The sequence below is a fragment of the Paraburkholderia sp. MM5496-R1 genome (assembly GCF_050436205.1).
GTDB lineage: Bacteria > Pseudomonadota > Gammaproteobacteria > Burkholderiales > Burkholderiaceae > Paraburkholderia > Paraburkholderia tuberum.
This window is the reverse complement of sequence record NZ_JBNDLT010000003.1, coordinates 455197-469277: the sequence shown is the minus strand read 5'-3', so window position 1 is coordinate 469277 and position 14081 is coordinate 455197. Positions and strand designations below refer to the sequence as shown.

Genomic DNA, 14081 nt, shown 5'->3' with positions numbered 1-14081 from the left:
AATTTCACCTGCGCAAGCCAGTAGGCGCTGTTCAACTGACGTTGAAATGCACGCGGATGTTTTGCGTGCTTTCGACGGGCCGGCCATCGCGCAGCGCGGGAAAAAAGCGCCAGCGCCGCAACGTCTCGAGCAGCAGCTGATTGAGACGGGGGTTCGGCGTCGCGTGAATGAGCTCGACATCGACCGAGCCGTCGGCGTGGATCGTGAAGCGGGCTGTCGCGATCGTCTGATAGGCCTGCTCGCGCAAGTCGTCGGGCAGCGTCGGTAGCGGTTGCGAGATGGAGCGGGCCGCGGTGTTGGAGCTTGCCGAGGCGGCTGGAGCGGCGTCGCGCTGTGCGGATGATTGCTGCGATCCCGCGGCGGCCGTTTGTTCCGGCTGCTCGTCTTGCGACGGGCGTTGTGCCTGACTAGCAACCGGTGCCGACGGCGCTGCGGCAGCGGGCGTCGTCAGCGTCTGCGGCCTGGTTGGCACAGGCGGCACCGCGCGATGCGCTGAGGTACGCGATTGCGTCTGCGCGTGCCGTGGCGCCTGTTCCGCTGGAACCGCAACCGGAGTTTGCGACGGACGGGATTCAGGCGGCGCAGGCTCGTCGAGCACGACCACGCGCATATCCAGTGGAGCAGGCGGTGGGGCTGGCTGACTCGACTTCAGCAACCCGGACGAGAGCGCCGCCAGCACCAGAAGCCAGATACCCAGCGAGATCAGACAGGCGACGGCGGTACGCAGCGTTCCCACAACGTGCCCCTCGGACAGCTCGCGGCAAGCTTTAATCACGATGCACGGCGATCAGAAAGTGTTCGGCGCCCGCGCGTCGCGCCGCGAGCATGGCCTGCACGACCGCGCCGTGACCCGCGTGATCGTCGGCCGCGATGACGACGTTGCCGTCCGCGCGCAGCAGGCGCTTCACTTCAGGCTCGATCTGATCCGCGCGAACGACGTGGCGATTGATCGAGACCTCGTTGTTGCCGTTCACCGATATCGTCAGCGGCTCGCTCGTGCTGATCGGCTGCGCGCGTCCCGAAGGCAGGTTGATCCGCACCGCGTCGAGACGTTGCATCGCCAGCGAGGCGAGCATGAAGGTCGCGAGCAGAAAGAACATCACGTCGATCATCGGAATGATTTCGATGCGGCCGCGCCGCGAGGCGCGCGAGCGTTTGAGTTTCATCAGCGCTCGCCTCGCGCCTCTTGTTGCAGGCGCAGCGCGCTGAGTCGCGCGTTGGCGAACAGTTCGAGTTCATCCATCAGACGCTCGAGCCGCCGTGAAAAATAGTTGAACGCGAACAGTGCGAAGACCGCGACGATCAGTCCGATCGCGGTCGCCACCAGCGACTGCGCCACCCCGCCCGTGACGCCGCCCGGATCGACGAGTCCATTGCCGCCGAACAGCTGGAATGACTTCATCATCCCGACGATCGTGCCGAGCAAGCCGAGCAGCGGCGCCGCCGTGACGATCGTCTCCAGTAGCCACAGACCGCGGCCCATGTCGCGCTCGATCTGCGACGCGATCGATTGCGCCGACGCCTCGCGCAGCCACAGCGGCGAGTCTGATTCCGACAGCCACGGCGCGGCCATGCGCCGAAACGCGTGGTGCGGGGCGAGGCGGTCGAGACGGTTGTCATCGGCTGACGACGTGGGTTGCAAAACACGCGCCGGTGCGCTTGCGAAGCGGGCAAACACATACGCCCGCTCGATGATGATGGTCAATGCGAGCACGCCGAGCACGCTGAGCGGATACATGATCCATCCGCCGGTGCGCATCGCCGCGATAAAGCCTGTCCATTCCTGCATGATGATTCTCCCTGCCGTCGATCAGAAGTACTTGGTCACGCCCGCATAAACCGCGAAATGCGGACCGTACTGCGGCGCGCCGACGCCGATGCCCGAGCCGTCACGCAACTCGTACACGCGGTTGAATGCGTTGATCACCACCAGACGCGCGTCGAACTTGCCGATCATCGGCTCGTTGAAGTGCTGGATTACGCCGAGGTTGAACTGCGCATAGACGGGCAGGCGATCGGTGTTCGCAAAGCCGCTGCGCAGGCCGGAGCCGACGATTCCGTCGAACGTGAAGGTGGTTTGGTGGAAGTCGTATGCCGCGCCGAACGATGCGGTCACGCGCTGGTCGTGATCGAGGTACACCCAGTTGTTCGAGATGTACGCCAGTTCGTCCGCACTGAAATTGAACTGCGCGGAGTTGATGTTCTTGCCTTGCGCGCGGCTATACGCGAGGTTCAGATACGCGGAGAGATTGTCCTGTTTGTAGTTGGCGGTGAATTCGACGCCATACGTTCTGCCGTACTGGTAGTTGAACGGCGTGTAGATCAGCGCGGAGCCGAACTGTCCTTCGTCGAGCAGGTCGGTCGATTTCTTGTAGTACGCGTCGAGTCCGAGCGTGACCGCAGGGCCGAGTTTCTGCGTGATGCCGAGATCGAAATAGTGGCTGCGTTCCGGCTGTACGGGATCGTTCTGCGTTACCGAACTCTGATTCGTCGTGCCGTCGAACTTCGATATCGTCGAGCCGGACACGAGTTCGAACGGCGGCGGCGTGAAGTAGCGCGCGTAGCCGGCGTGCAGCGTCGTCGACGACGTGAGCGTGTAGACGAGGCCGACGCGCGGGCTCAACTGGCTCGCGCTCGTGTACTCGTCCATGCGGTCGTAGCGCAAGCCATAGTTCAGCGTGAGCCGGTCGGTCAGCTTCCATTCGTCCTGCGCGTACAGGCTGTACAGATAGCCGGTCTTGCTGCTGCTGTCCTGGATGTTGAAGGGCACGTCGGAGAGCTGGTTGCCGTCCGCGTCGGCGGGGAACACAGACACGTTATTGTCGAATATCGCGTGTTCCTGCTGGAAGAAGACGCCCGCGCGAACCGTGTGACTGTCGTTGATGCGCCAGGTCGTATCGACCTGCACGCCGTTGGCTGTGTTGCTATGGAAGTCCTCCGATGCTACCCCGTTGAACATCAGGTCGCCGATCGGATCGGGGTTGAACTTCGTGCGCGTATAGCGCGTAAAGAAGGCGACCTGGTAATCGAGCGCGCCGCCGTTGGTGCCTTGAAGCGCGAGCGCCGCGAAATTGTTCAGCTCCGATTGCGTTTCGTTCAGTTGCGACGAATCGAACGTGCTGTGGCCGTTGAGCGCGAAGTTCGGCGTGAGCCCCGGCGTGTTCGGAATCTCGAACTGGTTGCTGGTCGCGCCGAACAACAGACTCACACGCGTGAGCGGATTGATCAGATACGACAGATAGCCGAATGCATTGCCCTGGCGCGTGTGATCGTGAATCGCACTGGCGCTCGCCGTCGGATTCTCGATGCCGAGATTGTTCATGCCGAGCGAGCCGCTCAGGTAGTAGCTGAACGGTCCCTCGCTGCCGAACACGTCGGCGCTCGTTTTGACGGTCTGATGGCTGCCGCCGAATACGTCGATCGAGCCGCCGCTGCCCGTGTCGCCCGATTTGGTGCGGATGTCGACGATACCGGCTGTGCGGTAGCCGTACTGCGCGGGCAGGGCGCCAGTGAGCAGGTTCATTTGATCGATGATGCGCGTGTCGAGCGACTGGCCGAAGCCGCTGATCGGCTCCGGAATGATGATGCCGTTGATCCGGTATTGCAAATTGGCGTGCTCGCCGCGCACGTGCAGCTGGCCGTACGAGTCGTTGGCGACGCCGGGCGCTTGCAGCAGCACCTGATTGAGCGGCGTGTTCGCGCCCGCCGGCATCGTGTCGATGTCCGCCTGCGTGAAGCGATAGACGCTGCTGCCCGTTTCGGGCAGCAAGCCGTTGCGGGCAGCGTTCAGACGTTGTGCGTTGACCTGCACGTCGAGTGTATCGCTCTTTTGCAGTTGTACGCTGACGCTCGCCGGGGCGCCGGACTGGGCGGTCGCGATGCTGCTGCCGCTTGCAAAACCGGCCGCGGTGACGACGACCGCATACGTGCCGGGCGCCACGCCGTCGATCGAGAAGTGGCCCGACGTGTCCGTGTTCGACGTGCCGATGGAGGCGCCGCTCGCGTCCTGTACCTCCACTTTCGCGTGAGCGACGGGATGGCCCGCGGGATCGGAGACCGTGCCCGTCAACATGGCGTTGCCTGGCGCACCCCATGCGTTCGAGATGGCGGTACAGAACACGATCGCCGCCTGTGCGGTCAGTGTGCGGTTTTTCATTGTTGTTGCTCGCGCTAAGGACGATGCGTTGATAAACAGAAGCGTTCGGCAAAAGCTCACCCACCTCGCCCCTGGCCGGCAGGGGAAGGACAGGCGAACTGGAGGTTGACGACGCGCGATAGCAGGCCCGTCGATCAGGACTACTTTTCGATGAGAACGGTAATGGCGATGACGGTCATAAGTGGTCGTTGAGCATGGACTGTCCGCTCATAGGTCGGACGGATTTTGTTGGGCGTCGCAGTGGGCCGGTGTGAAAAACGGCAGGGCTGGCAGGGCTGCAGCGCCAATTTTTGGTCATGTTATAACATAACAATTACAGGTGGCAAGTCGCAAAATGAAGGCCGCCGTAGCGCAACGGGTGAGGCATTTGCCCGTTGCCATTCGAAAAACTTGACACAGTGCATATGCACACATAAACTTCGCTCCATGAACCGTCCTCTCTCCTACGACGAATGCAACTGCTTCGCGCTGCGCCAGGCGGCGCGGCACGTCACGCAGATGTACGAGCGCCATCTCGGCAGCGTCGGGCTGACCGCTGCGCAGTTCACGATCCTCGCGAAGCTCGCGCGCACACCGAACCTGCCTATGGCGGAGCTCGCGGACGCGATGGTGATGGAGCGCACCACGCTGGTCCGCGCGATGAAGCCCCTGCAGCGCGACGGCCTCGTGCTGGCCGAGGCGGCGGACCACGACAACCGCACGTTGCTGTTCAGCCTGACGGAAAAAGGCGAGACGACGTTCGATCAGGCCTCCGTCGCATGGCGCGCCGCGCAGGACGAATTCGAAAAGAAGTTCGGCCGCGCCCGCGCAAAGACGCTGCGTACCGAGCTGTTCAGCATCACCGGTTAGATCGCGCGTAGGAACCCGCTTCGGCGGGTTTTATGACGCCTCTTAATGTGCATATGCACTAACGAGCAAAGGAAGTGCAGCGAATGGAAGCGCTTTTCGACGACGACTGCTTTGCGATCCGCCAGGCCGCGCGTCATATATCGCAGATCTACGACCGGCACCTGTCGAATGTCGGGCTGACCATCACGCAGTTTTCGCTGCTGGGGCGCCTGAAGCGCACCGGTCCGATGACGATGAAGCAGATTGCCGAGGCCATGCGCATGCAGCGCACCACGCTGGTCCGGACGATTCAACCGCTCCGACGCGACGGGCTGGTGTCGAGCGAGGCGATGGGCGCGGATGCGCGCGCGCTGCTGATCTCGCTGACCGCCGCGGGCGAAGAGCGGCAAGACGCAGGCCGCGCTCATTGGTATGCCGCACAGGCCGAGTTCGAGCACCGCTTCGGCGAGGAGCGCGCGGCTGCACTGCGCACCGAGCTGTTTGCGATCACCCGGGATACGCTTTGACATAAACGCTGAAGATAGCGGAGGCCGGCGCACTGCGCCGTTTTTTTCAATCTGAAGAGTGCATACGCACATATCGACACCATGTCCACAACTCCTTCGACCGTCGCGCCGCCAAGCGCGGTACAACCCGCCAGACAGGTGCGGCGTATCCCGTGGATGCTGCTCGCGATCCTCTCCGTTCTCGTCGTGTTGGCGCTTGCCACTTCGTACTGGTTTTTCGTCGGCCGCTTCGTCGAGAGCACCGACGATGCGTACGTCGGCGGCGACGTCACGGTGATGGCGCCGAAGGTCAACGGCTTCGTCACCGACGTGCTCGTGCACGACAACGAGTTCGTGCACGCCAACCAGGTGCTCGTGCGTCTCGATGCCCGCGACTACGACGCGCGCCTCGCCCAGGCCAGCGCTAAAGTGGAGAGCGCGCAGGCCGCCGTCACCGAACTCGAAGCGAAGAAATCACTGCAACTCGCGGCGATCAACGAGCAGGCCGCCGAGGTCCGCGCGTCGGGCGCCGAGCTCACACGCAGCGCCGCCGACCAGACGCGCTACCGCGAGCTCGTGAAAGACGACGCGGTGTCGAACCAGGTCGTCGAGAAGGCCGACGCCGATCTGGCCAAAGCGCGCGCCGCGGTCGATCGCAGCAGCGCGGCGCTGCTCGCGGCGCAACGCCAGATCGCGGTGCTCGACGCTCAGATCGGCGACGCGAGAGCGCGCATCGCGACCGCGCAGGCCGCGCAGCGCGTCGCCGCGTTGAACGTCGAGTACACGACGATCCGCTCGCCGATCGATGGCTATGTCGGCAATCGCACCGCTCGCGTTGGGCTGCTCGCCAACACGGGCGTGTCGCTGCTGACCGTCGTGCCGGCGAGCGGTTTATGGATCGACGCGAACTTCAAGGAAGATCAGCTGCGCAAAATGCATTCGGGCGACAGCGTCGACGTCGAACTCGATGCGTCGAGCACAACGCTGCACGGCGTGGTCGACAGTCTTGCACCGGCGACCGGTGCAACCTTCAGCGTCTTGCCCGCGGAAAACGCGACCGGCAACTTCACGAAGATCGTGCAGCGCGTGCCGGTGCGCGTGCGCCTCGACGTGCCGAAGGACATGCAGGGCGTGCTGCGTCCGGGCCTGTCCGCGACCGTGAAAGTGCACCTCGATGCGGGCCATCCGGCCGCGCAGGGATGAACCGATCATGACTCACGCTTTTGACAACCCCGCCGACCAGCCGACCCGCACCAAGGTCTTCGCATTCGCGCTGATGTGCGTCGGCTTTTTCATGGCGACGCTCGATATCCAGATCGTCGCATCGTCGCTGCGCGATATCGGCGGCGGACTGTCCGCCAGTCAGGATGAACTCTCCTGGGTGCAAACCTCGTATCTGATCGCGGAGATCATCGTGATTCCGATGTCGGGGTGGCTCACGCGCGTGTTCTCGACGCGCTGGGTCTTCACCTTCTCCGCGTTCGGCTTCACGGTCACCAGCATGCTGTGCGGTCTCGCGTGGGACATCAACTCGATGATCCTGTTTCGCGGTCTGCAAGGCGCGCTCGGTGCCGCAATGATCCCGACCGTGTTCACGACAGCGTTCGTACTGTTTCCCGGCAAGCAGCGTTTGATCGCGTCGACGACGATCGGCGCGCTCGCGTCGCTTGCGCCGACGATCGGCCCGGTGATCGGCGGCTGGATCACGTCGCAATGGTCGTGGCACTGGCTGTTCTATCTGAACCTGGTACCGGGCGTCGCCGTGACGCTGTTGGTGCCGAAGTACGTGCATATCGACAAGGTCGATCTGTCCTTGCTGAAAAAGGGCGACTACTTCGGCATCTTGCTGATGTCGGGTTTTCTCGGTTGTCTCGAATACGTGCTCGAAGAGGGACCGCGCAAAAACTGGTTCGGCGACGACGTGATCGTGCTGTGCGCGTGGGTCGCGGCCATCTGCGGCTTTCTGTTCCTCGTGCATGCGTTCACCGCGAAGGAACCGATCGTCGATCTGCGCGCACTGGCGTTGCGCAATTTCGGTATCGGCAGTCTGCTGTCGTTCATTACCGGGATCGGAATCTTCTGCACCGTGTTTCTGACGCCGGTGTTTCTTGCGCGCGTGCGCGGCTTCGATTCGTTGCAGATTGGTCTCGCGTTGCTGTCCGTTGGCTGTTTTCAGTTGCTCGCGCTGGCCGCCTACTCGACGCTCGCGCGCTTCGTCGATATGCGCATGCTGATGGTGTTCGGACTCGCGCTGTTTGGCATCGGCTGCTATCTGTACGTGCCGTTGACGAACCAATGGGGCTGGCAGCAGTTGCTGATTCCACAAGCGTTGCGGGGAATTGGCCAGCAATTCTGTATTCCGCCGATCGTGACGATGGCGCTGGGTGCGTTGCCGCCGTCGCGGCTGCGCTCCGCGAGCGGGCTGTTCAATCTGATGCGCAATCTCGGCGGTGCGATCGGCATCGCGGTCAGCAGCACGATGTTGAACGACCGTCTGAACCTGCACTACGAACGGCTCGACGAACATCTGAATGCGGGCCGTCCGGTCGTCGAATCGATCTTGCAGAAGCAGGCCGAGTATCTGTCGGCCGTTGGTGGTGATGTCTTGAACGCCGCGAGTGCGGGGCTCGCCGAATTGCACGCGGCATTGATGCGCGAAGCGCTGGTGCTCGCATTCTCGGACGCCTTTTTGGCGGTTGCGCTGTGCTTCGTGGTCGGCTTGCTGAGCGTGCTGTTTTCGCGCCCGTTCGGCAACAGCGCGCCCCCGCCCGATGCCCATTAGGAGACCAACATGGAAACGAATCGTGATGAAGTTACTGGCGAGCGCGGCGTTCCTGACGCTCGCGGCCTGCGCGGTGCAACCCGCGATGCACGCGGATTTGCCGCATACGGTGCAGACGCTCGCGCCGGCCGCGTGGAGCGTCGACGCGCCGCAAGACAGCGTGAACACCGATGCCTGGTGGGCGCAATTCGGCGACCCGGTGATGCATCAGCTGATCGAATCGGTGTTGACCGGCAACCTCGACGTGCAGGCCGCGGCCGAACGCGTGAAGCAGTCGCAGGACCTGGTGACGCAGAATCGCGCGGCGCTGCTGCCGGAGCTGAATGCGAACGCGGGCGCATCGACCGAGCGGCAGAACACGCCGCCGCCGCTCGGCTATGTGCGCCAGGCCGGCTTCGGCCTCGCCGCGAGCTGGACGCCGGACGTGTTCGGCGGCGAACGTCTCGCGGTGCTCGCCTCACAGGCGCAGGTGTCGGGTAGCGTTGCGGCGCTGAACCAGTTGCGGCTCGCGCTCGCCGCGAACACGGCTGCTGCATATATCGATCTACGCTGGGCGCAGGCGCAATTGCAGATCCTCGACGACAACGAGCAGATTCGCAGCCGCGCGCTGAAGCTCACGCAGGAGCGTCTGCATTACGGCCTGTCGACGCAGCTCGACGTCGCCCGCGCGCAGAATCAGTTGCAGGACTTGCAGGCGCAGATTCCGCGTATGCAATCGGCGGTGCAGCATCAACTGAGTCTGATCGCCGTGTATTCGGGGCGAACGCCGGAAAGCCTCGATACGCTGCTGCTTTCCAACGCGCGCGAGATTCCGGTGCCTGCGCAAAGCGCGCCGCAGGTGTTGCCGTCCGACGCGTTGCTGCATCGACCCGACGTGCGCACCGCCTATGCGCTCGTCGAACAGCGTGCGGCGGAAGTGGGGGTATCGAAGGCGCAGCGCTATCCGCAGTTCAAGATCAACCTGACGAATGGGCTGCTCGCATCGTCGTACCTTGGCTTGCCGACGCTGACCGACAACCTGTTCAGCGCTGCGTTGAATGCGACGAGCCCGATCTTCAACGCCGGGCGCATCACCGCGAACATCGACGCGAGCGAGAGCCGCATGCGCGAATCGCAGCTCGGCTTGCAACAGACGATGTTGCAGGCGCTGAAGGAAGTCGAGGACAATCGCAGCGATCTCGTCAGCGGCGCGGTGCAGGTGCAGCGCCTGGCCGGTGCGCTCGATGCGTCGAATCACGCGCTGCGTTTGTCGACCGAGCTGTATAAGGGCGGTGCGTCGAGCTTCCTCGATGTGCTCGACGCGCAGGAAGCGTATCTGCGCGACTCGGAGTCGCTCAACCAGGCCCGTCGCGAGCACGCGCTTTCGGCGATCGCGCTGTACCGGTCGCTGGGGGGCGGGTGGGAGCAGGGGGAAACGGTGGCGGCGCAGTGAAGGCAGCGAGGCGCGTGACGCTGAACCGATCCCCCAATCTTTGCTACATTCCTGCACAAGCACCGAATACGCGGCACCATGAAGATGCGTCCGCCAGCGACGCGCATGATCGGCAAATCGAAATCTTTCAAGAGGCTCAAGATGCGAATTCTGGTAGTAGGAGCGGGCGCGGTAGGCGGTTATTTCGGCGGACGTCTGGCCGCGGCCGGGCAGGACGTGACCTTCCTCGTACGCGCCGGTCGCGCGGAAAAGCTACGGAGCGACGGCCTCGTCATCAACAGCCCGCGCGGCAATCTCCAGTTGCCCGACGTGAAGACGATACTGGCCGGTGTCGCCGCCGAGCCGTTCGACCTCGTGCTGCTGAGCTGCAAGGCCTACAGTCTCGACGACGCGATCGATTCGTTCACGCCGTTCGTTGGCGAAGACACGCTGATCCTGCCGATGCTCAACGGCATGCGCCATATCGACGTGCTGACCGCGAGCTTCGGCAAGGAGCGCGTGCTCGGCGGTCAGTGCGTGATCGCCGCGACGCTCGATGCCGAGCAGCACATCGTGCATCTGAACGACATGCACGCGATCACGTTCGGCGAACTCGTGGGAGGCACCTCGGAGCGCACCGAGGCGATTGCCGATGCAATGTCCGGCGCGAACTTCGACGTCGCAATCAGCGACAACATCCTGCTGCGCATGTGGGAAAAATGGGTGTTCCTCGCCACATTGGCCGCGAGTACGTGCTTGATGCGCGGTTCGGTCGGCGATATCCTGGCTGCGCCGGACGGCAAGCGCGTGATTGAGAATCTGCTCGGCGAATGCCGCGCGGCGGCCGAGCACAACGGCTTCACGATGGCCGCGGACTTCGACGTGCGCGCCACCCAGGTGCTGCTGACGCCGTCGCCGCTGACCGCGTCGATGCTGCGCGACGTCGAAAACCGCTCGCACACCGAGGCGGATCATATCCTCGGCGACCTGATCTCGCGCGGCGGCGACGCGCAAAAGGACGAACACGGCGTGTCGCTGCTGCGCATCGCCTATAGTCATCTGAAGACGTACGAAGCTCGCCAGACCCGCACTTCCTGACGGCTCGCCGCGGCCAACGCGAACGCGGATCGGGCGGATGGCGCGACGCACGCGAGCGCCGCCGCAACCTGACGATCGGAGGTCAAGCATGCCGGCTCCAACTGGATCGGTGCCCGCGCTCAGCGCCGCTTCCGCGACCGTGTTCTCGATCGGCATCGTGTTTCTCGGCTACTGGGGTATGTATGAGCCGACTGCCTGGCACAAGGCCGACGTCGTGGTCTTTGTGCTCGCGCTGGCCGGCTTCGCGTGCCTGGGCCTCGTGCCATGGATGGCGACGAGTCCCGTCGAGCCGGAGAACAGCGACTCACGCGTGCGTATCGCGCGGCATCTGTTTCTCGCGGGCGTGACCGCGATCTGGCTCGCGGTGGCGGTCTCCGTGATCTTCTGAAGCTCCGCGAAGACGCGCCGCCGCTTACTCCGGCATCTTCCTGAACGACACCGCAATGCGGTTGCAGCCGTTGATCGCAACGATCAGCAGCGTCAGGTCGCTGATTTCCTGCTCGCTGAAATGCGGCTTCACCGCGTCCCATTCCGTATCCGGCACGCGCGTTTGCGCGACCAGCGTCACCGCCTCCGTCGATTCGAGCGCCGCGCGTTCGCGCGTCGGGCGTCCGTGGCGGTAAGCTTGCGTTCGCCACTGGTCGGTCGAAATAACCATTTCGCCGTTATTTGAGGTAACCACCCGAATGGACATTCACATCGCGGTCGAAGGCCATCACGATCTGTCCGGACAGATTTATCGGCAGTTGCGCGCGGGCATTCTCGAAGGGCGCCTTGCCGGCGGCACGCGTCTGCCGTCCACGCGCGATCTCGCGACGCAGCTCGGTGTGTCGCGCAAGACCACGCTCGACGTATTCGAGCGGCTGCTGTCAGAAGGTTATCTGAGCGCCCGCGCCGGTTCGGGCACCTTCGTCGCCGACGGACTCGAACGGTTGCCGGTTGAGCGTTCCGCCCACGCGCGAGCGGCGGCTCGTTCGCGCGAGCGGGCCGCCGCGCAAGCGAAGGCCGCCGCGCGCGCGCAGCCGCTGTGGGAGCAGATGCCCGACAGTCTGCCGTTGCCGCGGCCGTCGGTGCCGTCGCCGCTCGACTTCATCGGCGGCGCGACCGACAAGACGCTGTTTCCCTTCGACGTCTGGCGCCGCTGCGTGAATCATGCGCTACGCGGCCAGGCGCGCAGCCCCGGCACCTATCGCGACGCCGCGGGGGAGCAGCAGTTGCGGCTCGCGATCTCGCGCTACCTCGCTTTCAACCGTGCGGTGTCGAGCAACTGGGAAGACGTGATCGTCACGCAGGGCGCGCAGCACGCGCTCGATCTGATGGCGCGCATCACGCTGCGGCCCGGTGAAATCGCGGCCATCGAAGACCCCGGCTACCCGCCCGCGCATGCATGCTTCAAGGTGACCGGCGCGCGCGTGGTGCCGGTACCGGTCGATCGCGAAGGCCTGATCGTCGGCAAGCTGCCGGACAAGGCGCGGCTCGTCTACGTGACGCCTTCGCATCAGTTTCCGCTCGGTATGCCGATGAGCCTCGAGCGTCGCGTCGAACTGCTCGAATGGGCGCAAAAGCGCGGCGCGGTCATCATCGAGGACGACTACGACTGCGAGTACCGTTTCGAAGGCCGGCCGATGGAGCCGCTGAAGAGCCTCGATCGCGCCGGCCTCGTCGCCTACGTCGGCACGTTTTCGAAGACGATCTTCCCCGAGCTGCGGATCGGCTACCTGGTGCCGCCCGCGTCGTTGCACGGCCCGCTGCTAAAGGCGCGGCAGATCGCCGATTGTCACGGCTGCACGCTGACGCAAACGGCGCTCGCGTCGTTCATGCTCAATGGCGACTTCGCGCGCCATCTGCGGCGTATGCACAAGGCTTACGCGGCCCGCCGCGCGATGCTGCTCGAGCATCTGCAAGGCGGTCTCGCACGCTGGTTCGAGCCGATCGTGCCGACCGCCGGCATCCATCTGGCGGCGCGGCTCAGGGGGCCGTTGGCGTCGCTCGGCGAAGAGGTGCTCGTTGCCGCCGCGCGTGAAGCGTCGATCGGCCTCTATGGACTCGCGCCATTTCACCATCGCGTGACACCGCAGCCTGGGTTGATCTTCGGCTATGGCAGCATCGCGGCCGAACATATCGACACGGCGCTGACGACGCTCGCCGACATCCTGCAGCGCATCGCACGCTGAAACGGAGCTCGCCGCAAGCGAGGCGTAGGCATCGTCGAAACGTTGGGGGGGCGTTGCTTGACCCGTCAAACGAAGAAAATGCCCTGTTTCAAGGGACGAAAACACCGGCTCGCCCCGATGCAACCGCCTCGAAACCACGGCCGAAACGAACTGTAACGAGCGTTACTCCTGCATGTCAAAGAGCTCGCCACGCACGTTTTAGGCGCTAAAACAGGGACTAAAACGTGTTGCACCGTCGGCGCCGCGCAAAAAACTTCGTCGCAATACATAAAAGAGTCGCGCAAATCGCTTTAGCGCTTGTAGAATCCGGCGTTGAAGCGTGCACATACGGTGTGCGCTTCGAGCAATTCACTGACCACAACAGGTAGGAGAAACATGCCGACTTCCGCAAAAAAGGTGGCCAAGAAGGCTGCTGCCCCGGTACCGACCAAGAAGGTTGCTGCAAAGAAAGTTCCTGCGAAGAAAGCCGTCGCAGCCAAGAAGGTCGCCGTGAAGGCGTCTGGCGCACCGTCGCCGATCAAGGACACCTTCACGAAGGCCTCGTTGGCAGCTCACATCGCTGAACGCGCTGCAGTGGAACCGAAGACCGCCAAGGCCGTGCTGGCCGCGCTCGAAGACACGATCCTCGGCACGGTGCACAAGAAGGGCGCTGGCGAATTCACGCTGTCGGGTCTGCTGAAGATCGTCGTGCAGGCTGTGCCGGCGAAGAAGAAGCGCTTCGGCAAGGACCCGTTCACGGGTGAAGAGCGCTGGTTCCCGGCCAAGCCGGCCAGCGTGCGCATCAAGACACGCGCGCTGAAGAAGCTGAAGGACGCAGCGGCAGCCTGAACGCGTTGCTCGCACGACTCAGGCGTCGGCATGGCGCTGTTGTGTTTAACCATGCCTGACGTTTGAGTGCGTGAAAAAGCGCCTGCATGCAGGTGATCGAAGTCCCCGTGGATGAAGATTCACGGGGACTTTTTTATGCGCTCGCTTCGTAGTGCGCGTCGAGTCCATTGGCGAAACGGCAAGCGCGCCCTCTCATAGTGTGCTCCCTGATGGCGCACACGCACCTGACTGGCGCATCATGATCCACGACAGTACGATCGAGGCAATCCGACGCCCTGCGGATGCGCCGTTAGGGGGC

Annotated in this window: 13 protein-coding genes and 1 pseudogene; 9 read left to right on the top strand and 5 right to left on the bottom strand. The window is 63.8% G+C overall.

Annotated features, from left to right (window positions below; translation table 11 throughout):
- Positions 1–31 precede the first annotated feature (31 nt).
- The 4 genes from OKW38_RS28370 to OKW38_RS28355 are packed head-to-tail and all read right to left on the bottom strand — an operon-like array spanning position 32 to position 4156.
- Positions 32–736, bottom strand: coding sequence for an energy transducer TonB (locus OKW38_RS28370; RefSeq protein WP_429364221.1), 705 nt, complete (start codon positions 734–736; stop codon positions 32–34).
- A 31-nt stretch (positions 737–767) separates the two neighbouring features.
- Positions 768–1166, bottom strand: a complete 399-nt coding sequence (locus OKW38_RS28365) for an ExbD/TolR family protein (protein ID WP_090807161.1) — start codon at positions 1164–1166, stop codon at positions 768–770.
- Complete coding sequence (locus tag OKW38_RS28360; protein WP_090807159.1) at positions 1166–1789, bottom strand: MotA/TolQ/ExbB proton channel family protein; 624 nt, start codon at positions 1787–1789, stop codon at positions 1166–1168. Before OKW38_RS28360 ends, OKW38_RS28365 begins: the two co-directional genes overlap by 1 nt.
- A gap of 21 nt (positions 1790–1810) precedes the next feature.
- Positions 1811–4156 carry a TonB-dependent receptor gene (locus OKW38_RS28355; protein ID WP_090807158.1) on the bottom strand — a complete coding sequence of 782 codons (2346 nt, stop codon included), beginning with the start codon at positions 4154–4156 and terminating at the stop codon, positions 1811–1813.
- Between the two features lie 426 nt (positions 4157–4582).
- Here OKW38_RS28355 and OKW38_RS28350 point away from each other — a divergent pair, with 426 nt between their 5' ends.
- The 7 genes from OKW38_RS28350 to OKW38_RS28320 all read left to right on the top strand — a co-directional run bounded on the left by OKW38_RS28350 (position 4583) and on the right by OKW38_RS28320 (position 11169).
- Positions 4583–5005 (top strand): MarR family winged helix-turn-helix transcriptional regulator, encoded by a 423-nt coding sequence (locus tag OKW38_RS28350; RefSeq protein WP_090807156.1) that lies wholly within the window; start codon positions 4583–4585, stop codon positions 5003–5005.
- An 83-nt stretch (positions 5006–5088) separates the two neighbouring features.
- Positions 5089–5511, top strand: a complete 423-nt coding sequence (locus OKW38_RS28345) for a MarR family winged helix-turn-helix transcriptional regulator (RefSeq protein ID WP_090807154.1) — start codon at positions 5089–5091, stop codon at positions 5509–5511.
- Positions 5512–5592: 81 nt separating this feature from the next.
- Positions 5593–6693: an HlyD family secretion protein gene (locus OKW38_RS28340; protein ID WP_429364219.1), complete on the top strand. Its 1101-nt coding sequence runs from the start codon at positions 5593–5595 to the stop codon at positions 6691–6693.
- Positions 6694–6700: 7 nt separating this feature from the next.
- Positions 6701–8272 (top strand): DHA2 family efflux MFS transporter permease subunit, encoded by a 1572-nt coding sequence (locus OKW38_RS28335; protein WP_090810214.1) that lies wholly within the window; start codon positions 6701–6703, stop codon positions 8270–8272.
- Between the two features lie 25 nt (positions 8273–8297).
- On the top strand, positions 8298–9704 hold the full coding sequence (locus tag OKW38_RS28330; protein WP_429365544.1) for an efflux transporter outer membrane subunit: 1407 nt from the start codon (positions 8298–8300) through the stop codon (positions 9702–9704).
- A gap of 141 nt (positions 9705–9845) precedes the next feature.
- Positions 9846–10781: a 2-dehydropantoate 2-reductase gene (gene panE / locus OKW38_RS28325; protein ID WP_429364217.1), complete on the top strand. Its 936-nt coding sequence runs from the start codon at positions 9846–9848 to the stop codon at positions 10779–10781.
- Between the two features lie 88 nt (positions 10782–10869).
- Entirely contained in the window at positions 10870–11169 is a 300-nt protein-coding gene (locus OKW38_RS28320) for a hypothetical protein (RefSeq protein WP_184063128.1), read from the top strand.
- A gap of 24 nt (positions 11170–11193) precedes the next feature.
- On the opposite strand, the pseudogene OKW38_RS28315 reads toward OKW38_RS28320, so the two are convergent.
- A pseudogene (locus tag OKW38_RS28315) lies at positions 11194–11382 on the bottom strand (carboxymuconolactone decarboxylase family protein); the annotation flags it as partial.
- An 85-nt stretch (positions 11383–11467) separates the two neighbouring features.
- Here OKW38_RS28315 and OKW38_RS28310 point away from each other — a divergent pair.
- Both OKW38_RS28310 and OKW38_RS28305 read left to right on the top strand, forming a co-directional pair.
- Entirely contained in the window at positions 11468–12955 is a 1488-nt protein-coding gene (locus OKW38_RS28310; protein ID WP_429364215.1) for a PLP-dependent aminotransferase family protein, read from the top strand.
- A gap of 375 nt (positions 12956–13330) precedes the next feature.
- A complete protein-coding gene (locus OKW38_RS28305) occupies positions 13331–13783 on the top strand; it encodes an HU family DNA-binding protein (RefSeq protein ID WP_090807144.1) in 453 nt (150 codons plus the stop codon).
- The last annotated feature ends 298 nt before the right edge of the window (positions 13784–14081 follow it).

Excerpts from the sequence above, each read along its gene's own strand:
- OKW38_RS28365 (WP_090807161.1), bottom strand. The coding sequence starts at position 1,166 with ATGAAACTCAAACGCTCGCGCGCCTCGCGGCGCGGCCGCATCGAAATC.
- OKW38_RS28360 (WP_090807159.1), bottom strand. The coding sequence starts at position 1,789 with ATGCAGGAATGGACAGGCTTTATCGCGGCGATGCGCACCGGCGGATGG.
- OKW38_RS28355 (WP_090807158.1), bottom strand. The coding sequence starts at position 4,156 with ATGAAAAACCGCACACTGACCGCACAGGCGGCGATCGTGTTCTGTACC.
- OKW38_RS28350 (WP_090807156.1), top strand. The coding sequence starts at position 4,583 with ATGAACCGTCCTCTCTCCTACGACGAATGCAACTGCTTCGCGCTGCGC.
- OKW38_RS28345 (WP_090807154.1), top strand. The coding sequence starts at position 5,089 with ATGGAAGCGCTTTTCGACGACGACTGCTTTGCGATCCGCCAGGCCGCG.
- OKW38_RS28340 (WP_429364219.1), top strand. The coding sequence starts at position 5,593 with ATGTCCACAACTCCTTCGACCGTCGCGCCGCCAAGCGCGGTACAACCC.
- OKW38_RS28335 (WP_090810214.1), top strand. The coding sequence starts at position 6,701 with ATGACTCACGCTTTTGACAACCCCGCCGACCAGCCGACCCGCACCAAG.
- OKW38_RS28330 (WP_429365544.1), top strand. The coding sequence starts at position 8,298 with ATGAAGTTACTGGCGAGCGCGGCGTTCCTGACGCTCGCGGCCTGCGCG.
- panE (WP_429364217.1), top strand. The coding sequence starts at position 9,846 with ATGCGAATTCTGGTAGTAGGAGCGGGCGCGGTAGGCGGTTATTTCGGC.
- OKW38_RS28320 (WP_184063128.1), top strand. The coding sequence starts at position 10,870 with ATGCCGGCTCCAACTGGATCGGTGCCCGCGCTCAGCGCCGCTTCCGCG.
- OKW38_RS28310 (WP_429364215.1), top strand. The coding sequence starts at position 11,468 with ATGGACATTCACATCGCGGTCGAAGGCCATCACGATCTGTCCGGACAG.
- OKW38_RS28305 (WP_090807144.1), top strand. The coding sequence starts at position 13,331 with ATGCCGACTTCCGCAAAAAAGGTGGCCAAGAAGGCTGCTGCCCCGGTA.